At 63.9% G+C, this 25,314-nt stretch carries 28 protein-coding genes; 17 read left to right on the forward strand and 11 right to left on the reverse strand.

The window, feature by feature from the left end:
* The first annotated feature begins 18 nt into the window (after nucleotides 1–18).
* Nucleotides 19–1,287 carry a peptide antibiotic transporter SbmA gene (gene sbmA / locus NKJ76_RS16645; protein ID WP_023687099.1) on the forward strand — a complete coding sequence of 423 codons (1,269 nt, stop codon included), beginning with the start codon at nucleotides 19–21 and terminating at the stop codon, nucleotides 1,285–1,287.
* A 26-nt stretch (nucleotides 1,288–1,313) separates the two neighbouring features.
* Here the strand turns inward: sbmA and NKJ76_RS16650 are convergent, their stop codons facing one another.
* Nucleotides 1,314–2,270: a polysaccharide deacetylase family protein gene (locus NKJ76_RS16650; protein ID WP_352537914.1), complete on the reverse strand. Its 957-nt coding sequence runs from the start codon at nucleotides 2,268–2,270 to the stop codon at nucleotides 1,314–1,316.
* Nucleotides 2,271–2,510: 240 nt separating this feature from the next.
* On the opposite strand from NKJ76_RS16650, the gene NKJ76_RS16655 reads away from it, so the two are divergent.
* Nucleotides 2,511–3,173: a tetratricopeptide repeat protein gene (locus NKJ76_RS16655; RefSeq protein ID WP_023668491.1), complete on the forward strand. Its 663-nt coding sequence runs from the start codon at nucleotides 2,511–2,513 to the stop codon at nucleotides 3,171–3,173.
* A gap of 76 nt (nucleotides 3,174–3,249) precedes the next feature.
* The gene (gene der / locus NKJ76_RS16660; RefSeq protein ID WP_023692116.1) at nucleotides 3,250–4,680 is read left to right on the forward strand and encodes a ribosome biogenesis GTPase Der; all 1,431 of its coding nucleotides are present in this window, start codon (nucleotides 3,250–3,252) and stop codon (nucleotides 4,678–4,680) included.
* A 233-nt stretch (nucleotides 4,681–4,913) separates the two neighbouring features.
* On the opposite strand, the gene NKJ76_RS16665 is transcribed toward der, so the two are convergent.
* The gene (locus NKJ76_RS16665) at nucleotides 4,914–5,822 is read right to left on the reverse strand and encodes a LysR substrate-binding domain-containing protein (RefSeq protein WP_352537915.1); all 909 of its coding nucleotides are present in this window, start codon (nucleotides 5,820–5,822) and stop codon (nucleotides 4,914–4,916) included.
* Between the two features lie 117 nt (nucleotides 5,823–5,939).
* On the opposite strand from NKJ76_RS16665, the gene NKJ76_RS16670 reads away from it, so the two are divergent.
* From NKJ76_RS16670 to NKJ76_RS16700, 7 genes are all read left to right on the forward strand, one after another.
* Nucleotides 5,940–7,235: an MFS transporter gene (locus NKJ76_RS16670; RefSeq protein WP_352537916.1), complete on the forward strand. Its 1,296-nt coding sequence runs from the start codon at nucleotides 5,940–5,942 to the stop codon at nucleotides 7,233–7,235.
* 138 nt (nucleotides 7,236–7,373) lie between these two features.
* Nucleotides 7,374–8,558, forward strand: coding sequence for a cell wall hydrolase (locus tag NKJ76_RS16675; RefSeq protein ID WP_352537917.1), 1,185 nt, complete (start codon nucleotides 7,374–7,376; stop codon nucleotides 8,556–8,558).
* 265 nt (nucleotides 8,559–8,823) lie between these two features.
* Nucleotides 8,824–9,216, forward strand: a complete 393-nt coding sequence (locus tag NKJ76_RS16680) for an AtpZ/AtpI family protein (protein ID WP_352537918.1) — start codon at nucleotides 8,824–8,826, stop codon at nucleotides 9,214–9,216.
* Nucleotides 9,217–9,279: 63 nt separating this feature from the next.
* Nucleotides 9,280–10,038, forward strand: a complete 759-nt coding sequence (locus tag NKJ76_RS16685; protein WP_023668485.1) for a F0F1 ATP synthase subunit A — start codon at nucleotides 9,280–9,282, stop codon at nucleotides 10,036–10,038.
* A gap of 66 nt (nucleotides 10,039–10,104) precedes the next feature.
* Nucleotides 10,105–10,329: a F0F1 ATP synthase subunit C gene (locus NKJ76_RS16690; RefSeq protein WP_006206606.1), complete on the forward strand. Its 225-nt coding sequence runs from the start codon at nucleotides 10,105–10,107 to the stop codon at nucleotides 10,327–10,329.
* A gap of 92 nt (nucleotides 10,330–10,421) precedes the next feature.
* A complete protein-coding gene (locus NKJ76_RS16695) occupies nucleotides 10,422–11,021 on the forward strand; it encodes a F0F1 ATP synthase subunit B (protein WP_023668484.1) in 600 nt (199 codons plus the stop codon).
* A 10-nt stretch (nucleotides 11,022–11,031) separates the two neighbouring features.
* Entirely contained in the window at nucleotides 11,032–11,523 is a 492-nt protein-coding gene (locus tag NKJ76_RS16700) for a F0F1 ATP synthase subunit B (RefSeq protein WP_023668483.1), read from the forward strand.
* A gap of 247 nt (nucleotides 11,524–11,770) precedes the next feature.
* On the opposite strand, the gene rnhB is transcribed toward NKJ76_RS16700, so the two are convergent.
* Nucleotides 11,771–12,469, reverse strand: a complete 699-nt coding sequence (gene rnhB, locus NKJ76_RS16705; RefSeq protein ID WP_023726390.1) for a ribonuclease HII — start codon at nucleotides 12,467–12,469, stop codon at nucleotides 11,771–11,773.
* Between the two features lie 154 nt (nucleotides 12,470–12,623).
* On the reverse strand, nucleotides 12,624–13,778 hold the full coding sequence (locus NKJ76_RS16710; RefSeq protein WP_023684378.1) for a PA0069 family radical SAM protein: 1,155 nt from the start codon (nucleotides 13,776–13,778) through the stop codon (nucleotides 12,624–12,626).
* A 150-nt stretch (nucleotides 13,779–13,928) separates the two neighbouring features.
* Between NKJ76_RS16710 and NKJ76_RS16715 the strand changes: the two genes are divergently transcribed.
* Together NKJ76_RS16715 and NKJ76_RS16720 are read left to right on the forward strand one after the other, a co-directional pair.
* A complete protein-coding gene (locus NKJ76_RS16715; protein WP_023687105.1) occupies nucleotides 13,929–14,432 on the forward strand; it encodes a glycosyltransferase in 504 nt (167 codons plus the stop codon).
* A gap of 252 nt (nucleotides 14,433–14,684) precedes the next feature.
* Nucleotides 14,685–15,659 (forward strand): hypothetical protein, encoded by a 975-nt coding sequence (locus NKJ76_RS16720; protein WP_023818989.1) that lies wholly within the window; start codon nucleotides 14,685–14,687, stop codon nucleotides 15,657–15,659.
* Here NKJ76_RS16720 and NKJ76_RS16725 read toward each other — a convergent pair.
* The 7 genes from NKJ76_RS16725 to NKJ76_RS16755 form a co-directional block, all read right to left on the reverse strand.
* Nucleotides 15,649–16,080: a GFA family protein gene (locus tag NKJ76_RS16725; protein ID WP_352537919.1), complete on the reverse strand. Its 432-nt coding sequence runs from the start codon at nucleotides 16,078–16,080 to the stop codon at nucleotides 15,649–15,651. The two genes, NKJ76_RS16720 and NKJ76_RS16725, sit on opposite strands and share 11 nt — an antisense overlap.
* Nucleotides 16,081–16,208: 128 nt before the next feature.
* On the reverse strand, nucleotides 16,209–16,763 hold the full coding sequence (gene moaB / locus NKJ76_RS16730) for a molybdenum cofactor biosynthesis protein B (protein ID WP_352537920.1): 555 nt from the start codon (nucleotides 16,761–16,763) through the stop codon (nucleotides 16,209–16,211).
* Nucleotides 16,750–17,643 (reverse strand): 4-(cytidine 5'-diphospho)-2-C-methyl-D-erythritol kinase, encoded by an 894-nt coding sequence (locus tag NKJ76_RS16735; protein ID WP_352537921.1) that lies wholly within the window; start codon nucleotides 17,641–17,643, stop codon nucleotides 16,750–16,752. The genes moaB and NKJ76_RS16735 overlap by 14 nt, the downstream gene beginning before the upstream one ends.
* A gap of 26 nt (nucleotides 17,644–17,669) precedes the next feature.
* Nucleotides 17,670–17,855 carry a hypothetical protein gene (locus tag NKJ76_RS16740; protein ID WP_352537922.1) on the reverse strand — a complete coding sequence of 62 codons (186 nt, stop codon included), beginning with the start codon at nucleotides 17,853–17,855 and terminating at the stop codon, nucleotides 17,670–17,672.
* Nucleotides 17,856–17,927: 72 nt separating this feature from the next.
* Nucleotides 17,928–18,785, reverse strand: coding sequence for a S49 family peptidase (locus NKJ76_RS16745; protein WP_023668474.1), 858 nt, complete (start codon nucleotides 18,783–18,785; stop codon nucleotides 17,928–17,930).
* Nucleotides 18,786–18,905: 120 nt separating this feature from the next.
* Nucleotides 18,906–19,700 carry a tRNA1(Val) (adenine(37)-N6)-methyltransferase gene (locus NKJ76_RS16750; RefSeq protein ID WP_023684372.1) on the reverse strand — a complete coding sequence of 265 codons (795 nt, stop codon included), beginning with the start codon at nucleotides 19,698–19,700 and terminating at the stop codon, nucleotides 18,906–18,908.
* Complete coding sequence (locus tag NKJ76_RS16755; protein ID WP_023692106.1) at nucleotides 19,700–19,924, reverse strand: putative signal transducing protein; 225 nt, start codon at nucleotides 19,922–19,924, stop codon at nucleotides 19,700–19,702. Before NKJ76_RS16755 ends, NKJ76_RS16750 begins: the two co-directional genes overlap by 1 nt.
* A gap of 221 nt (nucleotides 19,925–20,145) precedes the next feature.
* On the opposite strand from NKJ76_RS16755, the gene NKJ76_RS16760 reads away from it, so the two are divergent.
* From NKJ76_RS16760 to NKJ76_RS16780, 5 genes are all read left to right on the forward strand, one after another.
* A complete protein-coding gene (locus tag NKJ76_RS16760) occupies nucleotides 20,146–21,162 on the forward strand; it encodes a polyprenyl synthetase family protein (protein WP_352537976.1) in 1,017 nt (338 codons plus the stop codon).
* An 87-nt stretch (nucleotides 21,163–21,249) separates the two neighbouring features.
* On the forward strand, nucleotides 21,250–21,918 hold the full coding sequence (locus NKJ76_RS16765) for a GntR family transcriptional regulator (RefSeq protein WP_023687112.1): 669 nt from the start codon (nucleotides 21,250–21,252) through the stop codon (nucleotides 21,916–21,918).
* A gap of 357 nt (nucleotides 21,919–22,275) precedes the next feature.
* Nucleotides 22,276–22,872 (forward strand): biotin transporter BioY, encoded by a 597-nt coding sequence (locus NKJ76_RS16770; protein ID WP_352537923.1) that lies wholly within the window; start codon nucleotides 22,276–22,278, stop codon nucleotides 22,870–22,872.
* A 5-nt stretch (nucleotides 22,873–22,877) separates the two neighbouring features.
* Nucleotides 22,878–23,294: a DUF1284 domain-containing protein gene (locus NKJ76_RS16775; RefSeq protein ID WP_352537924.1), complete on the forward strand. Its 417-nt coding sequence runs from the start codon at nucleotides 22,878–22,880 to the stop codon at nucleotides 23,292–23,294.
* Between the two features lie 192 nt (nucleotides 23,295–23,486).
* Entirely contained in the window at nucleotides 23,487–25,262 is a 1,776-nt protein-coding gene (locus tag NKJ76_RS16780; protein WP_023692102.1) for a tetratricopeptide repeat protein, read from the forward strand.
* The last annotated feature ends 52 nt before the right edge of the window (nucleotides 25,263–25,314 follow it).

The following is a 25,314-nucleotide window of genomic DNA, read 5'->3' on the forward strand; positions in this document are numbered from 1 at the left end:
ACCGAGGAATTCGCCACAGTGTTCGTATCCTTCTTCCCGCAGCCGAAGCTGTTTTTCATCTCGGCCGTCGTCTGGACTGCGGTTCTCGTGGCAGCCTGGTTCCTCGGTGCTGACCAGCTTGGCGCGTTTCTCGGCTTGCCTCCGGCTCTTGCCGACGCGCCGCCCATCATAGGCGTCTCGGTGTTCTGGTCGCCTCCGTTCCTCTGGTTCTACATCTACTATGCGCTTGGCGTTTTGATATTCTATGGCTTCTGGCACTGGTATTCTCCGCACCCGTGGGACCAATGGTCTATCCTCGGCAGTTCGCTGCTCCTGTTCACGACCTACTTTCAGGTGCAGGTAAGCGTGGCGATCAACGCATGGTATGGACCATTCTGGGACCTCATTCAGGGCATCGTGAGCAAAACGGTCAAGGCAACCGAGGCTGATCTTTACGCTCAAATAATCACTTTCCTCGGTATCGCTCTTGTCGCGGTTACCGTGTTCGTTTTGACAAACTTCTTCGTCAGCCACTGGGTGTTTCGCTGGCGCACTGCGATGAACAATTACTACATGTCCTATTGGCCGAAGCTGCGCCATATTGAGGGCGCTGCACAGCGTGTGCAGGAAGACACGATGCGGTTTTCCAAGATAATGGAAGACCTTGGCACTAGCTTCGTCGATTCCATCATGACGCTTATCGCTTTCATGCCGATCCTGCTCAGTTATTCTAAGCATGTCACAGAGTTGCCATTGATCGGTCATGTTCCTCAGCCGCTGGTTTTGGCTGCGATCTTCTGGGCAGTCTTCGGTACAGTCATCATTGCGACCGCAGGCATCAAGCTTCCTGGCTTGCAGTTTCGTAACCAGCGCGTCGAGGCAGCATATCGCAAGGAACTCGTCTACGGTGAGGACGATCCGGCCCGGGCGCAGCCGCAGACCGTCGCGGAGCTGTTTGCGAGTGTGCGGCAAAACTACTTTCGCCTGTATTTCCACTATGTGTATTTCAACGTGGTCCGCTATCTTTATCTTCAGACCAACAACGTCTTCTCCTACTTCCTGATGGTGCCTTCCATGATCGCTGGAACGCTGACGCTGGGTCTCATCAACCAGGTCAGTTCAGCCTTCAGTCAGGTAACCAACTCATTCCAGTATCTCGTCAATTCTTGGTCGACGATTGTCGAGCTTCTGTCAGTTCACAAGCGCCTTCGCGCCTTCGAGGCGACGATTCGCGGCGAGCCGCTGCCCGACATTGACCGCCACTTCATGGAGCGTCAGGAACAGGCAAAGGAACCCGACCCGGCTTGATCCTATTTGCGCAGACGGTTGGCGGCTCAGCCGCCCACCGCCGCCTGCCTCTCGCTATCACGTTGCCGCTGCACATAATCGCGAAAACTGATGCATTCGACGTCGGCTTTCACGCACGTCTCGTCGGCAAAGCGCTCCAGCGCGTTCCAGTAGGCGCCGTTGTTCATCAAGGTGAAGTGGAAGCTCAGCACCAGTGGGATGCGCTTGCCCTGATATTGCTTGTCGAAGGCAGCACGGAAGGCCTGGTAGGTCCGATCGCTGAACTCGGCTGCCTGGCTCGGCCGCTCGAAACCGTCGGAATGCCGGACATAGAGATTGTAGTCCATGGCGATCACCGGCCTGCCGCTCCGGCCTTCCGGGATCTGCGGCAGCGAAAAGCGAGTGAGGCCGCCGCTGGTCGGCGGCTCGACCGGGCCGTTCGAAACGCCGCTGGCGTCATAGTCGTAGCCTGCTTCAGCCAGGGCCTCGTAGAGCCCTTTGCCGGTCGAGAGGTAGGGTGCGCGAAAGCCGACAACCGAATGGGCAGTAGCGCGCCAGCGTGCCGGCTCGCGCGCAATGCCGTTGATCGTATAGGCGTTCTCCAGAATGCGCCCGAACGAGGCGAATTCCTTCAGCCAGTCGGCCTTGCTCCAGTCCTTGCCGTCGAAATGGCCGCAGCCATGGCTGGCGATGTCATGGCCCTCCGCAGCGGCGAGGCCGATCTGGTCGAGCCGGTCCGCGACTTCCTGCTTCGAGACGGCAAAGCCGATGTTGGATTTGCCCGCGGACCTGGCCGGCGCGGTGTATTCGGCGCGCGTCTGCTGCGACAACAGGAACACGCAGGACAGAAAGTAGGTGAAATGCGCGCCGGTGCGCTTGGCCAGTGCCCGGCTGCGCTGCCATTGCGAGATCTCCCGGGCGCTGTCGAACGAGATGATGACGATTTGCTTCGGCTTTGCCGGGGCAGGCGGCGCCGGCGGGTCGGCGAAAGCAGTGCCCGCCATGGCAAGCACGGCTGAGGAAAACGCAACAACGCGGGACAAACGTGGATCGGCAATCTGGGCTTGATCTGGAGGCAGTCCAAGCCGGCTATCGGCAAAATGTGGCGTGGGTGCGATCAATGTCGGCAGCTATGCGCCCGGCGATTAGCCGATTTTCCTGCCGAGCCCCTTCCATGCCCGCGAAATTTCGCTAAAACGCGGGCTCAAGAAGCGCCCCTGTTGGGGCAGCAATGGTTTTGATTGATGTCCGACGACAGTTTTATCCGCGAAGTGAACGACGAGATCCGTCGCGAAAAGGCGCAGGTGCTTTGGGATCGTTTCGGCCCGGCGATCCTTGTCCTCGCCGTCCTGGTGGTGCTCGGCACCGCTGCCTTCGTCGGCTACCGCTATTGGGACGAGACCCGCGCCAACCGCTCGGGCGATGCGTTTTCGCAGGCGCTGAAGCTTGCCAATGACGGCAAGAGCGACGAGTCGCTGACCGCCCTCGAACAGCTGGAAAAGGACGGCTACGGCGCCTATCCGCTGCTCGCCCGCATGCGCGCGGCAACCGTCAAGGCCGACAAGGGCGACTTTGCCGCTGCCGTCGCGGATTTCGATGGCGTAGCCGCCGACACCGCCATTCCCCAGGGCATTCGCGACATGGCGCGCCTGCGGGCCGCCCTGCTGCTCGTCGATCACGGCTCCTTCGCCGACGTTTCCAGCCGCGTCGAGGCGCTGACCGCCGACAACAACACGCTACGCCACACGGCGCGCGAAGCGCTCGGCCTTGCCGCCTGGAAAGAAGGCAAGACCCAGGATGCGCTGAAACTGTTCGACCAGATCGCCGCCGATGACGGCGCCCCGCGCAATGCGCGCCAGCGGGCGACGCTGATGTCCGAACTGATCCGCGGCTCGGGCGCGTCATGATACGCATCGCCCAAAGCCTGCCCTCGGGCCTGACCCAAGGGCGCGCTGCGGTTTGGGCGATGATATGGATAGCCGAATGAGCTTCAAAGTCGCCATTATCGGCCGGCCCAATGTCGGCAAATCGACCCTTTTCAACCGGTTGGTGGGACGGAAGCTGGCGCTTGTCGACGACACGCCGGGCGTCACCCGCGACCGTCGCGTCCACGCGGCCAAACTCTACGATCTGCATTTCGATGTCATCGACACCGCCGGTTTCGAAGACGCCGCCGCTTCGACGCTGCCCGGCCGCATGCGCGCGCAGACCGAGATCGCCATCCGCGAAGCCGACCTGATCTTCTTCACCATCGACGCCAAGTCCGGCCTTTTGCCCGACGACCGCACCTTTGCCGAGATCGTGCGCAAGTCCGGCAAGCCGGTCGTGCTGGTCGCCAACAAGGCCGAGGCCAAGGGCGCCCAGGGCGGCATGCTGGAAGCCTGGGAACTCGGCCTCGGCGAGCCGATCCCGGTCTCGGCCGAGCACGGCCAGGGCATGCCCGATCTGCGCGACGCGGTGATCGAGGCGCTAGGCAAAGACCGCGCCTTCGGCGAGGAAGAAGACGAGGCCGAGGACGTCGCCGCCAGCGAGGTGCTGATCGGCGAGGACATCACCGATCCCGACGCCGAACCCGCCTATGACGACACCAAGCCGATGCGCATTGCCGTCGTCGGCCGGCCCAATGCCGGCAAGTCGACGCTGATCAACGCGCTGATCGGCGAGGAGCGGCTGTTGACCGGCCCGGAAGCCGGCATCACCCGCGATTCCATCTCCGTCGACTGGGACTGGCATGGCCGCCGGCTAAAACTGTTCGATACCGCTGGCATGCGCCGCAAGGCCAGGATCCACGAGAAGCTGGAAGTGATGTCGGTGCAGGACGGCTTGCGCGCCATCCGCTTTGCCGAGATCGTCATCATCGTGCTCGACGCCACCATCCCGTTCGAGAAGCAGGACCTGCAGATCGCCGACCTGATCATCCGCGAAGGCAGGGCGCCGGTCATCGCCTTCAACAAATGGGACCTGATCGACAATCCGCAGGAACTGCTGGCCGAACTGCGCGAAAAGACCACACGGCTTTTGCCGCAGGTGCGCGGCATCCAGGCGGTGACGGTTTCGGCCGAGACCGGGCGCAGCCTCGACAAGCTGATGGATGCCGTCATCAAGACGCACAAGGTGTGGAACAGCCGCGTTTCCACCGGCAAGCTCAACCGTTGGCTGGAAAGCATTCTGGCGCATCACCCGCCGCCCGCCGTCGCCGGCCGCCGGCTCAAGGTCAAATATGTCACCCAGGCCAAGACCCGGCCGCCGGGTTTCGTCGTCCAATGCTCGCGGCCCGACGCGATGCCGCAATCCTATGTCCGCTACCTCTCCAACAGCCTGCGCGAAGCCTTCGACATGCCCGGCGTGCCGATCAGGATAGCGCTGCGGACTTCGGACAACCCGTTCGCGGGGAGAGCGAACAAGCGCAAGTGAGCGATGACGGTTGCGGAATTCTCCGCAAGATTGGCGGGACAGCACCCCCCTCTGCCCTGCCGGGCATCTCCCCCGCAAGGGGGGAGATCAGTCGTTTCGTCTTTGGAGCCTCTCTTGCAACGTTGAAAATTGGCGAAAGCATTCGCGAGATCCAATCTCCCCCCTTGCGGGGGAGATGTCCGGCAGGACAGAGGGGGGTGTGACGGAACGCTACGCTGGACAGCCGCTTCCGTCTAAGCGACCTCTCTCAACCGCTCGTCCTGCGGCAGCGCCGCCACCGCCGCCTGCCACAAAATATCCGCCAGCCGCGTCGCCACCGGGTCCAGTTCGGCGTCTTTCTGGTGCATCACCAGCGCCATGGTTGGCAGCGCGGGTAAGCCCAACGTTTGCGGTGCCTTCGTCCTGACATTGGCCGGCAGGCCGATATCCGTGCGGATGGTCAGGCCGAGGCCGGCGGCGACCGCCGCCCAGATGCCGCCAAGGCTGGGGCTGGAGAAGGCCATCCGCCATGGCAGGCCGGCGCGGTCGAGCGTTTCCGTCGTCACTGTGCGCAGCAGGCATGGCGCTTCCAGCGCCACCAGCGGCAGTGCCTCGCCCTCGCGTAGCCTGGTCTCGATCAGCTTTGCCGGCCCGATCCAGCGCAATTGCGCGTCGCCGACATGCCGGCTGTAAGGCAGCGCCTGGCCGCTGTCCCAGGCCAGCGCAATGTCGAGATTGCCTGATGTGATCCGCTCGGCGAGTTCATAGCTGCGCCCGATCCGCGCCTCGATCTTGACCTTGGGGTGCGCGCGGGCGAAGCGTCCGAGCACCTCCGGCAGCACCGCCTCGCCGAAATCCTCCTGCAGGCCGAGCCTGACCCAGCCTTCCAGTTCCACGTCGTGGATGGCCGAGGCCGCCTCGTCGTTCAACTCGAGCAGCCGCCTGGCATAGCCGAGCATGGTTTCGCCGGCTTCGGTCAACGCCAGTCCGCGGCCCGACTTGCGGAAGATCGGCGTCGCCGCCTGGTCCTCCAGCTTCTTCAGTTGCGCGCTCACCGCCGAGGTCGAGCGTCCAAGCCGGTCGGCGGCCTTGGCGAAGCTGCCGAGTTCCATGCCGGTGACGAAGCTTCGGAGGACATCGAGGTCGAAGGTTACGCGGCGCATCTCAACGATCCTGTTTTTCGGGAACGATTGTCAAAAAATTCCCGATATTCGGGATGAAGTTATGGCGGTAAAGACGAGGCGTCAAGGTCCCGAGAGGGCATCAACAGGAGTCCCGCCATGTCGATTGCCGACGCAAATTGTGAGCCAGGCCGGGTTGGCCGAGCCGCCGCCGTCAGGTCGAAGGCTGAACGATTTCGCGCCAATCATCGCTGGAAGGTGCTTGGCATCGGCGTTGCCGCCAATGCCAGTTTCTCCGCCACCTTCGCCGGCATACCGGCGGAGGCGGTGTTTCTGCGGTCGGGCTATCACTTGAGCAATGGCAATCTCGGCCTGGTCCTCGGCCTTCTCGGACTGGGCGTTGCCTTGAGCGAACTGCCCTGGGGTCTGCTCACCGACCGCTGGGGCGATCGCGGCGTGCTATTGACCGGCCTTGGTGCGACCGCGGCGTGGCTCGCCCTGATGGCGTTGTTCATCGTGCCCTCAGTGACCTATGTGCCTGGCGTCGCAATGCTGGCCGCATGCCTTCTGGTCACCGGCCTGCTCGGCGGCAGCGTCAACGGTTCCAGCGGCCGCGCCATCATGGCCTGGTTCCACGAAGGCGAACGTGGCTTTGCCATGAGCATCAGGCAGACCGCGGTGCCGCTCGGCGGCGGGCTCGGCGCGCTGGTCCTGCCGTCGCTGGCATCGGTGCACGGTTTCGCGGCGGTCTTCGGGCTGCTGGCCGCCATGAACGCCGTCTCTGCGCTGTTTGCCTGGCGGTGGCTGCACCAGCCGCCGGAACTGGACAATGCCGGCAGCATGGCCATGGCAAAGTCGGGCGGTCCGGCGCCGCTGCGCAATGTCGAGGTCTGGCGCATCGCCACCGCCATCGGCCTGCTCTGCTTTCCGCAAGTGGCGGTGCTGACCTTTGCCTCCGTCTTCCTGCACGATTTCGCCGGCATGGCGACGCTCACGATCAGCGCCAGCCTTGCCGCGGTGCAGACCGGCGCGGTGGTGATGCGCGTCTGGAGCGGCCGCTTCACCGACCGCCATGGCAACCGCCGCTGGTTCCTGCGCCTCTGCAGCATGACAAGCGCGCTTGGCTTCGGGGCCCTCGGCCTGCTGGTCCTGGCGGCAGGAGCCACGCCAGACGTCCATGCCGCGTTGATCCCGGCGATCGCCGTGCTGCTGGTCGTTGCCGGCATTTCGGTCTCCGCCTGGCATGGCGTCGCCTACACCGAACTCGCCACGCTTGCCGGCGCCAGCCGCGCCGGAACCGCGCTCGGTCTTGCCAACAGCTTCGTCTTCATCGCCTTCTTCGTGGTGCCGACCGCCATTCCGGCTTTGCTGCTTGTCTGGTCGTGGCCTGGCGTCTGGCTGGTGGGCGCGCTCTGCGCCTTGATTGCATGGCCAATTTTCCTGCGGCCGAACTGACGCCGTTTGCCGGCCGGCAAACGGCGTCCCATTTCGGGCCGCTTCGGAAAAACACGATCGACCGCGTTAACCCCGCATCAAGGTTAATGCTTCACTTTGGCTCTCCAGTGGCTCAGTGGCGTTTCTGGAGAGTTCCCCGTGCATCGACGTGTCCTGAAGCGGCTGGCCGCCGCCGCCGGTGAGAAAAAACGTTCCTTCGTATCGCCATTGGTCGTCGGGCTCGGCATCTGGATCGGCTTTCCAACTGTCGTCGCCTACCAGGACATGGGCAGCTTGATTTCCGGCCTCGAAGCCTCGGGCACCCGCTGGAACTCTTATGTCGAGCGCTCCGTCGCCGGCTCGGTTCATGCCGCCGAAATGCCTTTCATCGATTCCGTCACCACCGGTTCGCTCTCGGGCTCGGGCGTGCGCCTGCCCGGCGTCGGCAAGGTCTCGTTTCGCGGCAAGGGCAATGTCGCCGGCATCACGCCCGACGAGGACCGCATCATGCGCGCCGACAAGAAGGGCCGCATCATCCAGGTCTCGCCGGTGGCGCCGCCGAAGAACTTCAATGCCGGCTCGATCTTTCAGCGCACCTCCTCGCTGCTGCGGCCTAGCATGGACAGCGGCCTGAAGCTCGCCTTCGCCAAGCCCGGCATCAAGGGCAAGGAAATCCAGATCGCCCAGGCCTTTCATACCAACCTGGACAAGAAGCCCGATCCCGGCGTGCCGGCCATGCTTGCCGCGTTGGTCAACAATGACAGACCGGACGTGCTGGCCACCGCCTATGCCCAGGCCGAACCCGATTACGCCAAGGCCTCACCCTTCGAGGCGCTGCTGCAGGACGAGGAGCCGAGCAGCGGGCGCTTCATTCCGCCGATGGCCAAGGGTGACCACTCGTGGATCCAGAACCCGCTGCCGGCCAGCGCCTTCTCCACGAAGGAGCAGGCCTGCCTTGCCAACGGCATCTATTTCGAGGCGCGCGGCGAATCCGTGCGCGGCCAGGCCGCCGTCGCCCAGGTCATTCTCAACCGCGTCCGCAATCCGGCCTATCCAAACTCGATTTGCGGCGTCGTCTACCAGAACGACAACTGGCTGAACCGCTGCCAGTTCTCCTTCGCCTGCGACGGCCGCAAGAAGCGCATCGAGAGCCCCGCCCACTACAAGACCGCGCAGGACGTCGCGATGGCGGTCACCGCCGGCAAGATCTTCATTCCCGAAGTCGGCTCATCGACCCACTACTACGCCAACTACGTCCATCCGGGCTGGGCGCGCACGATGCAGAAGATGACCAAGATCGGCCTGCATATCTTCTACCGCACCTATGGCGGCGGCTGGAGCTGAGCCCTTCGGCTTGCCTGTCGCAAACGAACCGCAAAGGCCCTGGAAGCCGAAATCGGACAGCGGTCGCCGGACGGATTCGGGGCATGTGCCGACCCGATAGTGCCGGGCACGATGTCGCACCTCGCCAAGTGGTTGATTCCAATAGAAAAAATACATGGCTTTGAAGTCCCGCCCGTGGCTTGACGGGCGCAAACCCTCTAACTATGTTGCCGGCGACTTTAGAAGCGGACGGACGGTGACGGTCTGACCGGGCAGGGGGGTTACGATGGCCGACAAGAACGGGCCAGACGGAACCGGAGAAACCGGCCGCGGCAGCAAGCACGAGGCCGACATCCGCGACGAAGATCTCGAACGCCGCCGGCGTGAGCTTGGAGCATCGCTTGCGACAAGACGGCCGGACCAGCTCGGGGGGAATGACGGCGCGAAAGCGACGGCCGGATATGGCCAGGCGCTCAAGCTGTCCAGCGAGTTCATCGCCGGGATAGTGGTGGGTGTTGGCCTTGGCTGGTTTCTGGATCGTGTGGCGGGAACCTCGCCATGGGGTCTGGTCGTCGGGTTGTTGCTGGGCTTTGGCGCCGGCGTGCTCAATGTCCTGCGTTCGTCAGGTGTTGTGGCGGAATTCGGAAAAAGCGAGAAGTCGCACGATCCGAAAGAATGAAATGGCGCCGCCAACGGCGCACAAGGACACTTAAGGCCGTTCGCGGCTTTGACGGGGATGTAAATGGCTGCTGACAAGGTCGATCCGATCCACCAGTTCCATATCGTCAAGCTGATTCCGATCAACATCGGCGGCTATGACCTGTCCTTCACCAATTCGTCCCTGTTCATGGTCGCGACCGTGCTCGTCGCATCGGCGTTTCTGTACCTCTCGACCTCGAGCCGCAGCCTTGTTCCCGGGCGCCTGCAGTCGGTTTCGGAAATGGGCTACGAGTTCGTCTCCAACATGCTGCGCGACGCCGCCGGAACGCAGGGCATGAAGTTCTTCCCCTTCGTGTTCTCGTTGTTCATGTTCGTACTGGTCGCCAACCTGCTTGGCCTTTTCCCGTACTTCTTCACCGTCACCAGCCACATCATCGTCACCTTCGGCCTCGCAGCCCTGGTGATCGGAACCGTCGTTGTCTACGGCTTCACGAAGCACGGTCTGGGTTTTCTCAAGCTCTTCGTGCCGCATGGCGTTCCGGTGTTCCTGCTGCCACTGGTGGTGCTGATCGAAGTGATCTCCTTCGTGTCGCGCCCGGTCAGCCTCTCGGTTCGTCTGTTCGCCAACATGCTGGCCGGCCACATCACACTGAAGGTGTTTTCGGGCTTCGTCGTCAGCCTGAGCGCGCTCGGCGCCGTCGGCGTTGCCGGTTCGGTGTTGCCGCTGGCCATGGCAGTCGCGCTGACCGCGCTGGAATTGCTGGTCGCTTTCCTGCAGGCCTACGTCTTTGCGGTGCTGACCTGCATGTATCTGAACGACGCCCTGCATCCCGGGCACTGACCTAGAATTTCCGGCATCTTTCGCCGGATGGAATTGCAACGAATTACAGATCCAAAGGAGTTTAAAATGGACGCAGAAGCAGCAAAGTACATCGGCGCCGGTATCGCTTGCCTGGGCATGGGCGGCGCGGGCATTGGCCTCGGCAACATCTTCGGCAGCTACCTGGCGGGCGCCCTGCGCAATCCGTCGGCCGCCGATGGCCAGTTCGGCCGCCTGATTTTCGGCTTCGCCGTGACCGAAGCTCTGGGCATTTTCTCGCTTCTCATCGCGCTTCTCGCCCTGTTCGGCTGAGCCCCTGTTCGGCCAATTATCGGTCGGACGAGCATTGGGAAGAATTGGCTGGCCGCATTCCTGCGGCCATGCCTGATATCAGGGGATAGTCCATGTTCGTGACATCTGCGTTTGCGCAAGAGTCCGCACCCGCCGCTGAAGGCGCCCACACCGGTACGGAAGGCGGCACGCATTCCGGCGCCGGCGTGCCTGCCGAGGCGCACGGCACGTTCCCGCCATTCGATCCGGCGACGTTTCCGTCCCAGCTTCTGTGGCTGGCGATCACGTTCGGGCTGTTCTATCTGTTCCTGAAGAAGGTGGTGATGCCGCGCCTTGGCGGCATCATCGACGTCCGCAGCGATCGCATCACGCAGGACCTCGACCAGGCCGCCAGGCTGAAGGGCGAGGCCGACGCCGCCGTTGCCGCTTACGAGCAGGAACTTGCGGAAGCCAAGGCCAAGGCCAACGCGATAGGCCAGCAGGCCAACGACGCTGCCAAGGCTGAAGCCGAGGCTGCCCGCAAGAAGGTCGAGGCCGCCCTCGACAAGAAGCTCGGCGAGGCCGAGGCCAGCATTGCTTCCATCAAGGCCAACGCCATGAAGGAAGTCGGCACGATTGCCGAGGACACCGCTTCAGCCATCGTCGATGCGCTTGTCGGCGGCAAGACGAGCAAGGCCGAGATCTCGGCTGCGGTCAAATCCGTGGCCCGGTGAGGAGCACATCATGGACGCCACATCTCTCGCAACGCTTTGGGCAACAGTTGCCCTCGTCATTTTCCTCGGCGTTGCCGTTTACATCAAGGTGCCAGGCCTGATCGCCAAGTCGCTCGACGCCCGTGCGACCAAGATCAGCGACGAGCTTGCGGAAGCCCGCCGGTTGCGCGAAGAGGCCCAGCAACTGCTCGGCCAATACCAGAAGAAGCGCAAGGAAGCCGAGCAGGAGGCCGCAGCCATCGTCGCTGCCGCCAAGCGCGAGGCCGACATGCTTGCCGCCGAGGCGCACAAGAAGACCGAAGACTATGTCACCCGTCGCACTGCGCTTGCCGAGCAGAAGATCGGCCAGGCAGAGCGCGAAGCCGTCGCCGAAGTGCGCGCCAGCGCCGTCGACATCGCCGTCGAGGCGGCCCGCACGCTGCTCGCCGGCAAGATCGACGCCAAGGCCGGCGCGGATCTTTTCAAGTCCGCGCTGCAGGACGTGAAGGCCAGGCTGAACTGAGCGGGGTTAACTCGCTGACATCAAGCCGCCCGGGCAACCTGGCGGCTTTTTTGTTGAGCGGCGACGGACATTGGCGAAGGCGGTGGTGCGCCTGATCTCCCCCCTCGAGGGGGAGATGTCGCCAAAGGCGACAGAGGGGGTCGGTTCGACCAGGCGCGACGCTCTTTCTGCGACCAAGAAGGGCTAGCGCTTCACGCGCGGTGACCCCCTCTGGCCTGCCGGCCATCTCCCCCTCAAGGGGGGAGATTTAGCTGTCCAACCCGACAAACCCTTCTTCCTCAACCACCTCAACCCCACCCAGCCTGAACGGCGCGAATGACGCCCGGTGCAGCCTTGCCACCGGCCCATGCGCTTCGATCGCGGTGCGGTGCCGCACGGTGGCGTAGCCCATATGGACCTCGAACCCGTAGCGCTCGTGATGGCTGCCGCAGCCGCACATCATGCGGTCGCGCATCACCTTGGCGACGATCGAGGCGGCGGCGATCGATTGCGAGCGCTGGTCGCCCTTGATCAGCGCGCGGCCTTCGCAGAGGAGACCCGGCGGCACATCGCGGCCATCGGCCAGCGCCAGCTTTGCCTGGATCGGCAGGCCGGCAAGGGCGCGGCGCATGGCTTCCAGGCTGGCCTTGAGGATATTGCTGCCGTCAATGCCTTCGGCGCTGACCGAGGCCATCGACACGCCGAGCGCTGACCCCAGGATTTTCAGGAACAGCGCCTCGCGCTGCAAATGGTTGAGCCGTTTGGAATCGTCTAGCCCGTCGGGAATGTTGGCGGGATCGAGGATCACCGCCGCCGCCACCACCGGCCCCGCCAGCGGACCGCGGCCGGCCTCGTCCATGCCTGCCACCGGCCAAAGGCCTTCAGCCATCGCCTTCGTCTCGAAGGAGAAGTCGGGCTTTTCGACGATTTCGAAAAGAAGCGGAGAATCGGAACGCGCGCGAGCCATGTTGCGGCGAGGTTCGCATCGGCTCCGATTCTCCGCAAGTCCCTCCAGGGTCGAGTGGGGCAAGACCGGGAGGGCACCGTCTGCAGGCCGGGGGACAGGCCGGACGGGATTCTTGGGTCGCCTGCCAACCACGAGGGCAGGGCAGGCGCTACTTTCAGAGCAGCATCAGCTGCTCGGTCGCCTTGGCGGCGGCTACAAACTGGTCGGTTCGGAGCGTGCGCCGCTCGGCGTTGAGGCCGAGCCGCTTGGCCGTGATCTCGAAGCGCCGGCCGATCTGCCAGGCATAGGGGCCGGCGCCTTTCATCCGCTTGCCCCATTCCGAATCATAGTCCTTGCCGTCGCGCATCGAACGGATCAGCGACATCACGTGCCGGTAGCGGTCGGGATAATGGCGCAGCAGCCAGTCCTTGAAGATCGGCGCCACCTCGAGCGGCAGGCGCAGGATCACATAGCCGGCCTCGCGGGCGCCTGCGGCGCGTGCCGAATCGAGGATACGCTCCATCTCCTGGTCGGTCAGGCCGGGGATGATCGGCGCCACCATGACAGAGGCCGGGATGCCGGCATCGGAAAGCTGCCGGATCGCCTCGAGGCGCTTGGTCGGCGTCGACGCGCGTGGCTCCATGGTGCGCGCCAGCATGCGGTCCATCGTCGTCACCGACAGCGCCACCTTGGCCAGCCCGCGTTCGGCCATGCGCGACAAGATGTCGATGTCGCGCGTCACCAGATGGGATTTGGTGACGATGCCGACCGGATGGCCGCGCGCCTCCAGCACTTCGAGGATCTCGCGCATAATCCGGTATTGTTTCTCGATCGGCTGGTAGGGATCGGTGTTGGTGCCGATGGCGATGGTGCGCGGCTGATAGCCATCCTTCGACAGTTCCTTGTCGAGCAGCCGCGCCGCATCCGGCTTGGCAAACAGCTTCGCTTCGAAATCCAGCCCCGGCGACAGGCCCATGAAGGAATGCGTCGGCCGGGCGAAACAATAGACGCAGCCATGCTCGCAGCCGCGATAGGGGTTGATCGAGCGGTCGAAGGAAATGTCGGGCGATTCGTTGCGGGTGATGATGGTGCGCGGCTTCTCGACCTGCACTTCGGTCTTGAACGGCGGCAATTCCTCCAGCGAATTCCAGCCGTCGTCGAACACATGCCGGCTGACCGGCTCGAACCGGCCGGACGGGTTGATGCCCGCGGAACGGCCGCGGTTGCGATCCGGACGGACGCGCATGCCGCTCTGTTCGATCATCGCATTGGCCATCTCGGCTCGCCCTGCTCCGAAAGCAGCAATGTCCGCACGCACGATATGTTCCATTTTGGCCCTTTCCCAAGGACTGTCGGCTGGCTGTCGAATCGCTCTGTTCATGAAAATAATCCTATTTCGCTGATGAGAACAAAGCAAGAACTTTTTCGTTGGGCCATGCAAAACTGGCGCTGCGCCGGGCTTTCCGCTATTCGGCTAAAAATGCTCAGCGTTCTCATCGAAACCCGGGATGACGAAGAAGGCCTTGCCCGCACGCTCGCCTCGTTGATCGGCGGCGCGGTCGAGGGCGTGGTGCGCGATGTCATCGTCTGCGACACCGGCTCGACCGACCAGACGCATCGGGTTGCCGATCATGCCGGCTGCCACTTCGTGGCCGGCGGCATTGCCGCGGGAATCAGGCAGGCGAAGGGTGACTGGCTGCTGTTTCTGGAACCCGGCGCAAGGCTGGCGGAGGGCTGGATCGACGACGTTGTCGCTCACACGGCGCGGCAAACCATGCCGGCGCGCTTTTGCCGTGCGCGCGGCAGCCGCACGCCGTTCCTGTCACGGGTGTTTTCGGGCAACCGGGCGCTGGCCGAAGGGCTGGTCATCAGCAAGCGCCAGGCCGCTGCCCTGTCGAAGAACGCGCACAGCGCCGAAGCCCTTGCGCGCGGTCTCGCCACCAGGCGGCTCGACGCCGAAATTTGGCTGGCGCCGAAGAAGTGATGTTTCTCCCTTTTCCCGTTCCCAGGGAGAAGGGTGCCCGAAGGGCGGATGAGGGGCAGCGTCGGCGTCTCATCCGCATTGGCACGGTCGCAGCACCATCCCTCTTTTTCGCCGCAAAAAGCTATTGTGCATTGCACAAAAGCTGACGCGGGATTAGCATTCCGTTGATGCGGGATATCGGGGTTTGGGTAGTGCCGGAGCGGTAAGCAAGCGCCGCGTCGTCGTTGCTGCCGTTCATATCTGAGGACCCCGATGAACCTTTCGTCCCCTGACAAATCCGGCGCCCCCAGCCTGGAAGCCATTGCCCGCAACGGCAGCCTGCTCCGCCGCGTTGCGGTGCGTATTCCGACCTATCTCTCCGACCTGCGCGAAAATCCCGCATGGCTGCCGATGTTCGTGCTTGCCCGCACCATGCCGGCGCGCAAGCTGCACTGGCTTGGCGCCAAAGCCGCGCGCCCCGCGCAGAGTGCCGGAGCTACGATGTTCAGGGGCGTCGACCTCAAGTCGATCCTCGCGGCGCTGCGCACCGATGGCCTGTTCTCCGGACTGGTCCTTCCGCAGGCAATCCACGAAGAGATCGCCAGCTTTGCTCAGAGCACGCCGTGCTTCGGCAATTTCGACCGCCGGCTCGAATTCATGCCCGGAGAACACGCAGAAGCCGAGAAGCGGTTCGGCCGCTCTTTGCTCAGCGGACACTATTTCGAGCGCATCCTCGGCTGCAAGGCGGCACTCGCCATCCAGAACGACCCGCTGCTGCTCGACATCGCCCAGCACTATCTGGGCGGGCAGGCAAAGCTGATCACCACGCGTATCTGGTGGAGCTTTCCGACCGGCGAGGCTTCCGACGCCGACAAGAACCTTGCCTCGCTCGGCAAATATCATTTCGATCTCGACGACTGGCGGATGCTGAAATTCTTCTTCTATCTCAAGCCCTGCGATGCCGGCACCGGCCCGCATGTCTATGTCAAAGGCAGCCACAACAGGCGCAGCCTCAAGCACCAGTTGACGCTGCTGGTCGGCCATCCGGCGCAAGACGTGCTCAAGGTCTATGGCGACGACAGCCCGGTCACGCTGACCGGCGAGGCCGGCCTCGGCTTCGTCGAGGACCCGTTCGGCTTCCACATGGGCACCGTGCCGTCCACCACGCCACGGCTGATGATGGAGGTCGGCTTCGGCGTCTCGCCGCCCTCGCGCCGCCGCTTCCACGGCGAACCGGTCATCCGCTGAGGCCGGAGCGGATCTCGACCGGCATCCAGCGCGCTTGCCGCCGGGCAATGCGACCCTCTTTTTTCTCGGCATCATAGTCCATTGGGACCGGCTCGCGGTTGAACCGCGGCCGGTCATCCAGCGCATTGACGATGACGATCGCTCTCGGGTCGCCGTCGGTGGTCACAGCAGCGACATAGACGCCGCAGTCGCGGCAGATGAGATAGTCGGCGGTGCGCAATCCGAACCGGTATCGGTGCAGCCGGGCCTCGTCCTCGACCGATACGATCAATCGGCCCTGCGGATCGGCGGCGGCGCGCGAACCATGCTTGACGCAGAACGCGCACTGGCAGGCGCGGATCTCCATCTCGGCCGGCTCAATTCCGGTTTCGAAGGTCAGGTGGATGTTGCCGCAATGGCAGCCGCCGCGATACGCAGTCATGGCATCTTTCCGCCTCAAGGACCTAGTGGCAGATTACCCGCCTGGCGGCCTTCAGGAAATGATCCTTTCGCAGGCGCAACGGCCATTCTGCCTGACGAGGCAGCGCTTGGCCGGAACTTTGCCTTGGTTTACGAGGCGGCCTTGCCGCGCCGCAAATGCTCGTCCAGGCGCGGCATGATCTCGACGAAGTTGCAGGGCATGTGGCGGTAGTCGAACTGCGGCTTCAGGATGCCGTCCCAGGCGTCCCTGCAGGCGCCGGGCGAGCCCGGCAGCACGAAGACGAAGGTGGCGTTGACGACGCCGCCCGTCGCCCGGCTCTGCACTGTCGAGGTGCCGATCTTGTCGTAGGAAATGCGGTGGAACACTTCGGAAAAGCCGTCCATGCGCTTCTCGAAGATCGGCTCCAGCGCCTCCGGCGTCACGTCGCGGCCGGTGAAGCCGGTGCCGCCGGTGGTGATGACGACGTCGATCTCCTTGTCGCGCGACCAGCCCAGCACTTTGTCGCGGATTTTCTCCCGGTCGTCAGTGACGATGTCGCGCGCGGCCAGGACATGGCCGGCCTCGACGATGCGATCGGCCAGCGTCCGCCCTGATTTGTCGTCGGCAAGGCTGCGCGTATCGGACACCGTCAGCACCGCGATGCGCACCGGGATGAACGGGCGGCTCTCGTCAATTTTGGCCATCGGCCCCCTCCGAAGCGATGCTTCGTGTCGCGGCGACAAACCACTCCGGTTCGCGGCTGCGAATCTCGGCGGCGGCGCGCTTGGCGACATTGCCGGTCTCGAACAGCCCGAAGCATGTGGCGCCGGAGCCCGACATGCGCGAAAATCCCGATCCGGCCCGGTTCAGCAGGGAAACCGCTCGGCCGATGGGCGGCTGGATCGCCTGCGCCGCCGATTCGAGATCGTTGCGGGTGATCTCCAGCCAGTTGCGGACGCTGTGGAAGTCAAATGCACGCGGCAGCGGCGGCAATCCCTCATTGTCGCGTTTCTCAAGTGCGTTGAACACATCAGGCGTCGAGACGGCGACGCCGGGATTGACCAGCACCAAAGCGAGCGCCGGAAAATCCGGCACCAGCGACAGCTCGTCGCCGACGCCACGCGCAACCAGCGGTTTTGCCGCAAGACACATCGGCACGTCGGCGCCGAGCGTGAGACCGATCCGGCTCAGTTCGGCCTCGCCGATGTCGAGCCCCCAGGTCCGGACAAGACCCTGCAATACCGCCGCCGCGTCGCTCGAGCCGCCGCCGACCCCGGATGCGACCGGCAGGTTCTTTTCCAGCCGGATGGCAACCGGCGGCGTGCTCTGCTGGCCGGCCTGCCTGCGCAGCGCCTCGCGCGCCTTCACCACCAGATTGCTGTCGTCGATCGGCACGGAAGTCGCGTAACGGCCCGATACGGAGAACCGGTCGGCGTCGGCAGGCTCGATCTCGACCCTGTCGCCGAAGCGGGTGAAAACGACCAGGCTCTCGAGCAGATGGTAGCCGTCGGCGCGCTTGCCGGTGATGTGCAGCGCCAGATTTATCTTGGCGGGCGCAAGCCACGTCCGGGCTGCGGCATCCAAACTGTCGGCTGCTGACGGGATGATGCTCAGTCCTTGGCCAGGCGGTATTCGCCGGTCTTGGGATCCTGGACCAGCGTGCCGTTGGTGCCGTTGGCTGCCTGCTTTTCGGTGCGCCGCACCTTGGCGGTCACACGTTCGGCCTCGCGGACGAAGGTGCGGTAGCCGAAATAACCGGCTGCGCCGACAACTGCGAAGAAAATGATCTGTGGCATTTCAAAGCTCCTCCCTCGCAAGACGGCAAGGCAGACTGTCAAGCGCTTATGCTAGACGCTTTCCCCGCTTTTTCAAAGCCCGAAGCGCGCCCACAATGCGCGCTCTTCCGCCGCATCGATCACGCCGCTGGCGGCGGCGGCGGCAATATCGGGCGCTGAAAAGTTCGAGCCGAACAGGCCGATGCGGCCAAACAGGCCACGCGGCGCGGTGACCAGCCTGAGCTGGGTTTTCGCGCCGAAGCGGGTTTTCAATACCGTGCGCATGTCGCTCAACGCATCGACGAGGCCAAGCTCCAGCCCTTTCTTGCCGGTCCAGAACAGGCCAGTGAACAGGTCCGGATCGTCCTTCAGCTTGGTGCCACGGCGTTCCCTGACCAGATCGATGAAGGTCTCGTGCACTTCCAGCTGCAGCGCCTTCAGGCGCTCGACGTCTTCCCTCTTCTCCGGCTTGAACGGGTCGAGCACCGCCTTGTTCTGGCCGGCGGTGTGGACACGGCGCTCGACACCGATCTTCTTCATCAGCTCGGGAAAGCCAAACGAGGCCGAGACGACACCAATCGAACCGACGATGGAGGACGGATCGGCAAAGATCTCGTCGCCGGCGACCGCGATCATGTAGCCGCCCGAGGCCGCCACATCCTCGACGAAGACCAGCACCTTCTTGTTCTTCTCGACCGCGAGGTCGCGGATGCGCTTGAAGATCAGCCGCGACTGCACCGGCGAGCCGCCAGGCGAATTGATCGAGATGGCGACGGCGGGCGCATCGAACAGGAACGCCTTTTCGATGAGGGCGGCGGTGGACGCCAAGGACAGGCTCGGCCGGAACGGGCCGCCGCCGGCCATGATGGTGCCATGCAGCCTGATGACGGGAATGGTGACGACGCTGGATCGCCAGGATTTCGGCAGCAGGCGGTTGAAAAGGCGTTTCACGAGGTGGCTGTCTCCAAATGGCTTCAACGCATGTAGGGATTTGCCGGTCAACGGCAATGCTGCAATCCATCTCAGCCAACTGTGTGCCGGTTTTGCGGCAACGACACTGACGGGCCCAAATCAATCGCCAAACAGCGACGCCAGTCCGTTGTTGATCATCTCGGTTCGTTCCGACGGGCCGTCGCCCGTTTGCCCATGCAGCATCAAAGGCGGGCGGATCGACAGCTTGCCGCGCGCGCCGAGCGCTGCCCTGACGACAATGCGGATTGCGGCTGCTTCCGGGCGCGGATGCACGGCCAGCATCTCGGCGTCGCCGAAGCGGCCCGACAGCGCATGGAGGAGGTCGCCAAGCTGTTCCGGCCGCGCAATGACGGCCAGGCCCCCGCGCGGCTTGGCGACGGCAGCCGCACTCCGGATCCAGCTTTCGAACAGCCCGTCGTCCATGACATGCGCCTGCCGCCGCAGCGGATCTGGCGTGGCGCGGTCTTGCGCCGCGTTGAAGGGCGGGTTCATGATGACGAAATCGAAGGAATTGTCGGCGAGGCCGGCTTGCGTCCGCGCCCGGCCTGACAGCGTGACGTCGGCGGTCAGCACCGAGGCGCGATTGCCGAGATGCGCATTGCCGGGATGGGCGAGCGTGGTTGTGGCGAAGCCTGCCATCTCGGCCGACCGTTCGACGAGCACGACCTGCGCCTCTGGGCAGCGCGACAGCACGGCGAGACCCGCCGCACCGGCGCCGGCGCCGAAATCGGCGAGGCGTCCAGAAAAGCCGGATGAAACTGCTGCCGCCAGCATCATGGCATCCATCCCGGCGCGATGCCCTGTCCTGGGCTGGACAAGCCAGAAGCGGCCGCGATGGAAGGCATCGACCGTGTGGGCCGGCGTATCGCTGGTAAGCGCGCTCGCTTCAGCCATTATGTCTGGCGGATTTCGTTCTCGATGCCGGCGTCTTTCAAGATGCGCCGCGCCTGATCGGCCTGGTCGGCATCGACCATCACGCGCTTCTGCAAAAGACCGATCGACCCTTCGAGAATGCTCATGTTCTGGTCGGCGACGAAGCAGGCAATCCCGGCATCGCGCATCAGCGATTCGACAAAGGAGATGATCACGGCATCGTTGGTGCGCACGAGTTCTATCATCGGACGAAGTTCGCAGGTTGCAGCGTTGATGTAAACGCTGGAGCATGGCGCCGAAAAGTGTGGAGCGGTTTTCGGGCAACGGCATGCGGTCGCTAAGGTTGACACGCCGTCACCGCAGCCGCGCCAATTCGCCTCTTGCCGTGCCCGTATGTGCCGCCCTAGAGTCCCAGGCGGGACCAGGGTGCCGTCGCACGCGTGATCAAAGACGGGAGTGTTTGTTGGTGGGTGTCGTTCTCAACATCGAAAACGGGAAGCGGGAACCCGCCTCCATCAAGGATCTCATCGACCTGACAGCAGCCGATATGGGGCGCGTCAACAAACTGATCCTGTCCAAGGCCGGCTCCGACGTCGAGATGATCCCGGAGGTCGCCAATCATCTGATCTCGTCGGGCGGCAAAAGGCTGCGTCCCATGCTGACGCTCGCGGCGGCCCAGATGTTCGGCTATTCCGGCGAGGGCCACGTCAAGCTCGCCACCGCGGTCGAGTTCATGCACACCGCCACGCTGCTCCATGACGACGTCGTCGACGAGAGCGGCATGCGGCGCGGCAAAAAGACTGCCCGCATGATCTGGGGCAACCAGGCGAGCGTGCTGGTCGGCGATTTCCTGCTCGGCCAGGCTTTTCGCATGATGGTCGATGTCGGTTCGCTGGAAGCGCTCGACATCCTGTCCAGCGCCGCCTCGATCATCGCCGAGGGCGAGGTGATGCAGCTGGCGGCAGCCAAGAACCTGGATACCACCGAGGACGAGCATTTCGCCGTCATCAAGGCCAAGACCGCGGCGCTGTTCTCGGCTGCCGCCGAGGTCGGTCCGGTCATCGCATCGGCGACGCGCAACGATCGCGCCGCATTGCGCTCCTACGGCATGAATCTCGGCCTTGCCTTCCAGCTCATCGACGATGTGCTGGATTACGGCGGCTCCAGCCAGGAGCTGGGCAAGAATGTCGGCGACGATTTCCGCGAAGGCAAGGTGACGCTGCCGGTCATCCTCGCCTACCGGCGCGGCACCAAGGCCGAGCGCACCTTCTGGAAGCGCGCCATCGAGGACAATGTCACCGACGATGCCGGCCTGGAAAAGGCGATCGGCCTGATGACCCGCCATGGCGCCATTGCCGACACCATCGGACGGGCCCGCCATTTCGGCGAGATCGCCCGCGACGCGCTGGCGCCGCTGGAAGCGACGCCGCAGAAATCGGCGCTGATCGACGTCATCGACTTCTGCATCAGCCGGGTGAACTGACCCGCGCCTGGCGCCAAAGCAAGATTGCATGCAAAATCGGGCAATCACCGCTCGACAATCGGTTGCGGCGCAAATTATCTATAAAACATGGCAAAGACCGCAGACGACACCATCGCCGTGCGCATCAGCAAGGTGCTGGCGGATCGCATCATATCGGGTGCGATCGAACCGGGAGCCCGGCTGCGGCAGGATCACATCGCCGAGGAATTCCAGACCAGCCATGTCCCGGTGCGCGAAGCCTTCCGGCGCCTGGAGGCGCAAGGGCTGGCGGTCAGTGAGCCCAGGCGGGGCGTACGCGTCGCCGCCTTCGACCTCGGCGAAGTCAGGGAAGTCGCCGAAATGCGGGCAGCGCTCGAAGTGCTGGCGCTGCGCCATGCCGCGCCGCATCTGACGGCTTCCATTCTCAACCTTGCCGAAGAAGCCACAAAGGCCGGCGACAAATCCCGCGATGTCCGCTCTTGGGAGGAGGCCAACCGCACCTTCCACCGGCTGATCCTGGCGCCCTGCGGCATGCCGCGGCTCATCGCCACCATCGACGATTTGCACGCCGCAAGCGCCCGCTTCCTGTTCGCCGCCTGGCGCTCGGAATGGGAAATCCGCACCGACCAGGACCATCGCGCGATCCTGAGCGCGCTGCGGCAGGGCAACACCGAATCGGCCGCCGCCACGCTTGGCCGGCACGTGCAGTGGATCGGCCAGAAACCAGTCAAGACCGCGTCGGGCAAGATGCGCGAAGCGTTTGCGATCGTCGGGTAGGGGACAAGAAGACACGGCCTGGTCGTGGCTCCTCTGAAGACCGCGAGCGCCGCGATCCTTCACACCCCCCTCTGTCCTGCCGGACATCTCCCCCTCAAGGAGGGAGATTGGCTGTCACGTCTTCCTTCGCCAATCACCAACGCTGAAAGGAAAGCGGCGATGCAGATGCTGCTAATCTCCCCCCTTGAGGGGGAGATGGCCGGCAGGCCAGAGGGGGGTGCTGTCCCGCCAGCTTTATTCGGTACGCAAGCCCAAGCCTTTTTAGGGGCGAGGGTTGCCATTCCCGCGCAAATATGGATTCGATAATAGATCGAACAACAAAATTATCTATAATTCAAACCAGCCAGGGAAGCCGCCATGACCGACATCGCCTTTTCGCCGTCCAAGCCGTCCTTCAGCCCGTTGCGCCTGCAAACCCGCTCGTATAGCTGGCAGGCCGCGGCCGTCGTCCTCGGCACGCTGTTTCTGGCGCTGTTGTCCCAGATCGAGGTGCCGATGGTGCCGGTGCCGGTCACCATGCAGACCTTCGCCGTGACGCTGATCGGCGCGCTCTATGGCTGGCGGCTTGGCGCCATCACCATCGCCGCCTGGCTCGTCGAGGGTGCCGTGGGCTTCCCGGTGCTATCGGGCGGCGCCGCCGGCATCCAGCACTTTGCCGGGCCAACGGGCGGCTATCTCTTCGCCTTCCCGCTTGTCGGCGCGCTTGTCGGCTGGCTGGCCGAACGCGGCTGGAACGGCAGCCGCGTGCTGCTCGCCTTCGCCGCCATGGTCCTCGGCAATCTCGCCTGCCTGGTTCTCGGCACGGCTTGGCTCGCCGCCACGATCGGCCTCGAACAGGCCATCACCTTCGGTTTCCTGCCCTTCCTCATCGGCGGCCTGCTGAAATCGGCGCTCGGCGCCGCGACGCTCAAGCTGTTTTCGGGCAAGGCGGACCCGGCCGCAACCGCGTCCTAAAACCAATGACGGTCAGGCTGCGCTCCCATCATCTTCTTTGCCTGCTGACCTATGTCGGAAAAGGGTACAGCGCAGCCTTCGTCGCCAATTATGACGCGATCGCGAAACGTCTTGGCCGGGGCGAGGAGATCCTGATCGTCTCCGGCCCCGACGACATCTGCCAGCCGCTGCTCGGCGAGGCCGAGCCCCACTGTTTGCGCGTAAGCGCCGCCGGCCGGGACGAACTGGCAGCACGCGATGTCGGCAAACTGCTGACCCGGCCGATCCGGGCCGGCGTCCGTCTCAGCCTCGACGCGGCAACGCTTGCCGGCTTGCGCGCGGCCTTTTCAGCCGGTGTGACGCGTGAGGCCTGCCAGGGGTGCGAATGGGCCGGCCTGTGCACCGCTGTGGCAGCAAGCGGATATCGCGATGTCAGGCTGTAGCTCCCAACCCCGATCTGCTATTATCCCGATCCACAGTGTTGTGCGTCGCCATGGTTTGTTAATCGGGTGACCCGATTGTGAATTCGGCCCGGATTGAAGCCTGACCCCAAAAAGGCCATGCTTTGTCAGGAAACATCGAGTCTATGGCTTCTCCGCGCCGACGCGGGATGGCGCTTGGCTGAAAGGGATACGATGCGGCAAGGACGTGCGCGCTGGCTCGCGGGGCTGGCAATTATGGCAGGGATGGCGATTTCTCCGCTGCCTGCCTACGCCAAGGAATCGACCGACCCGGTCAAGATCACCTCCTTCTCGGGCGCCTATCTCGCCGCCCGCATCGCCGAAGGCGACAACGACCTCGACAATGCCATCGCTTATTACAAGCAGGCGCTCGCCTTCAATCCCGGCGACACCTCGCTGCAGCAAAGCCTGATGCTGTCGCTGATCGCGCAAGGCCGCTTCGAGGAATCGCTGGTCTATGCCGACAAGCTCAAGGCAGTTCCCGACGTCGAGCGCTTCTCGCGTCTGGCTCTGGCGGTCGATTCCTTCCACAAGAAGGATTTCACCAAGGCGCAGTACTGGCTCAAGCTGTCGCTCGAATCCGATCTCGACCGGCTGATTTCCGGCGTCATGTCCGGCTGGGCACAAGAGGGCGCCGGCGACCCCACCGGGGCGATGGCCTCGATCGACAAACTGCAGGGGCCTGACTGGTTCGGCCTGTTCAAGTCCTTCCACCGCGCGCTGATCGCCGATGCCGCAGGCCTGTCCGATAAGGCCGACGCGCTTTATGACGCGACCCTGACCGACGTCACGGCCGGCGGTGCCGCGCCCGAGACATGGATGCGCAACGCCCAGGCCTACGCGTCTTTCCTGGCGCGCAAGGGCAACAAGAACAAGGCGCTCTACGTGCTCGACAAGGCCGAGGCGTTCGCGCCCGGCAAGCTCGACATCCAGGCGCTTCGCGACAGGATCAGCAAGGGCGACAAGATCGAGCCCTTCGTCGCCAGTCCCTCCGAAGGCGCCGCTGAAATCCTGCTCGACCTCGCCATCGCGCTCAATCGCGGCGGCGGCGAGCCGTTCGTGCGCCTCTATCTGCAATATGCGCTCGCGCTCAAGCCCGACAGCGACGCCGCTTTGGTGCAGCTTGCCGCCGTTGCGGAGCAGCTGAAGGACGGCGAAGGCGCCATTGCGCTCTATAGCCGCATTCCAGCCTCCTCGCCGCTGAAGGAGCTTTCCGACCTGCAGCTCGGCCTCAACCTTGCCGATCTCAACCGTCACGACGAGGCTATCGCCCATCTCAAAGCATTCGTCGAAGCTCACCCCGATGACATGCGCGCCTATCTGGCGCTGGGCGGGGTCTATGCCTCGAAGGAGGATTTCCGCTCCGCCGCCACTCTCTACGACAAGGCGGTCGCGGTGCTGAAGACGCCGACCAATGCCAACTGGAACATCTACTATCAGCGCGGCATCGCCTATGAGCGGCTGAAGGAATGGCCGAAGGCCGAACCGAACTTCCTCAAGGCGCTTGAGCTGTTCCCCGACCAACCGCAGGTGCTGAACTATCTCGGCTATTCCTGGGTCGACATGAACATGAACCTCAAGGAAGGCCTGGCGATGATCCAGAAGGCCGTCGACCTCAGGCCGAGCGACGGCTACATCGTCGATTCGCTGGGCTGGGCCTATTTCCGCATGGGCCGGTTCGACGACGCCGTGCGCGAAATGGAGCGCGCCGTGTCGCTCAAGCCGGAAGATCCGGTGCTCAATGACCATCTCGGCGATGCCTATTGGCGCGTCGGCCGCAAGCTCGAAGCCACTTTCCAGTGGAATCAGGCGCGCGACCTGAAGCCGGATCCCGATGTGCTTGCCATTTTGCAGCAGAAGCTGATGAAGGGCCTGCCGCCGATCGAATCCAACACGGCGCAGGAAACCCCGAAGGTCAAGCCGGCCACCCCGCCAGCGCCGAAGGGGTGATCGGGCCATACTTCTGATGAAACGGGGCTCGCTGAGCCCCGTTTTTTCGGCT

Source organism: Mesorhizobium sp. M0029, assembly GCF_040323735.1.
GTDB lineage: Bacteria > Pseudomonadota > Alphaproteobacteria > Rhizobiales > Rhizobiaceae > Mesorhizobium.

Bases quoted from the DNA above. Each gene is read 5' to 3' on its own strand.
- NKJ76_RS16650 (WP_352537914.1), bottom strand. From the start codon at position 2,270: ATGGCGGGCACTGCTTTCGCCGACCCGCCGGCGCCGCCTGCCCCGGCA.
- NKJ76_RS16655 (WP_023668491.1), top strand. From the start codon at position 2,511: ATGTCCGACGACAGTTTTATCCGCGAAGTGAACGACGAGATCCGTCGC.
- der (WP_023692116.1), top strand. From the start codon at position 3,250: ATGAGCTTCAAAGTCGCCATTATCGGCCGGCCCAATGTCGGCAAATCG.
- NKJ76_RS16665 (WP_352537915.1), bottom strand. From the start codon at position 5,822: ATGCGCCGCGTAACCTTCGACCTCGATGTCCTCCGAAGCTTCGTCACC.
- NKJ76_RS16670 (WP_352537916.1), top strand. From the start codon at position 5,940: ATGTCGATTGCCGACGCAAATTGTGAGCCAGGCCGGGTTGGCCGAGCC.
- NKJ76_RS16680 (WP_352537918.1), top strand. From the start codon at position 8,824: ATGGCCGACAAGAACGGGCCAGACGGAACCGGAGAAACCGGCCGCGGC.
- NKJ76_RS16685 (WP_023668485.1), top strand. From the start codon at position 9,280: ATGGCTGCTGACAAGGTCGATCCGATCCACCAGTTCCATATCGTCAAG.
- NKJ76_RS16690 (WP_006206606.1), top strand. From the start codon at position 10,105: ATGGACGCAGAAGCAGCAAAGTACATCGGCGCCGGTATCGCTTGCCTG.
- NKJ76_RS16695 (WP_023668484.1), top strand. From the start codon at position 10,422: ATGTTCGTGACATCTGCGTTTGCGCAAGAGTCCGCACCCGCCGCTGAA.
- NKJ76_RS16700 (WP_023668483.1), top strand. From the start codon at position 11,032: ATGGACGCCACATCTCTCGCAACGCTTTGGGCAACAGTTGCCCTCGTC.
- rnhB (WP_023726390.1), bottom strand. From the start codon at position 12,469: ATGGCTCGCGCGCGTTCCGATTCTCCGCTTCTTTTCGAAATCGTCGAA.
- NKJ76_RS16710 (WP_023684378.1), bottom strand. From the start codon at position 13,778: ATGGAACATATCGTGCGTGCGGACATTGCTGCTTTCGGAGCAGGGCGA.
- NKJ76_RS16715 (WP_023687105.1), top strand. From the start codon at position 13,929: ATGCTCAGCGTTCTCATCGAAACCCGGGATGACGAAGAAGGCCTTGCC.
- NKJ76_RS16720 (WP_023818989.1), top strand. From the start codon at position 14,685: ATGAACCTTTCGTCCCCTGACAAATCCGGCGCCCCCAGCCTGGAAGCC.
- NKJ76_RS16725 (WP_352537919.1), bottom strand. From the start codon at position 16,080: ATGACTGCGTATCGCGGCGGCTGCCATTGCGGCAACATCCACCTGACC.
- moaB (WP_352537920.1), bottom strand. From the start codon at position 16,763: ATGGCCAAAATTGACGAGAGCCGCCCGTTCATCCCGGTGCGCATCGCG.
- NKJ76_RS16740 (WP_352537922.1), bottom strand. From the start codon at position 17,855: ATGCCACAGATCATTTTCTTCGCAGTTGTCGGCGCAGCCGGTTATTTC.
- NKJ76_RS16750 (WP_023684372.1), bottom strand. From the start codon at position 19,700: ATGGCTGAAGCGAGCGCGCTTACCAGCGATACGCCGGCCCACACGGTC.
- NKJ76_RS16755 (WP_023692106.1), bottom strand. From the start codon at position 19,924: ATGATAGAACTCGTGCGCACCAACGATGCCGTGATCATCTCCTTTGTC.
- NKJ76_RS16765 (WP_023687112.1), top strand. From the start codon at position 21,250: ATGGCAAAGACCGCAGACGACACCATCGCCGTGCGCATCAGCAAGGTG.
- NKJ76_RS16770 (WP_352537923.1), top strand. From the start codon at position 22,276: ATGACCGACATCGCCTTTTCGCCGTCCAAGCCGTCCTTCAGCCCGTTG.
- NKJ76_RS16775 (WP_352537924.1), top strand. From the start codon at position 22,878: ATGACGGTCAGGCTGCGCTCCCATCATCTTCTTTGCCTGCTGACCTAT.
- NKJ76_RS16780 (WP_023692102.1), top strand. From the start codon at position 23,487: ATGCGGCAAGGACGTGCGCGCTGGCTCGCGGGGCTGGCAATTATGGCA.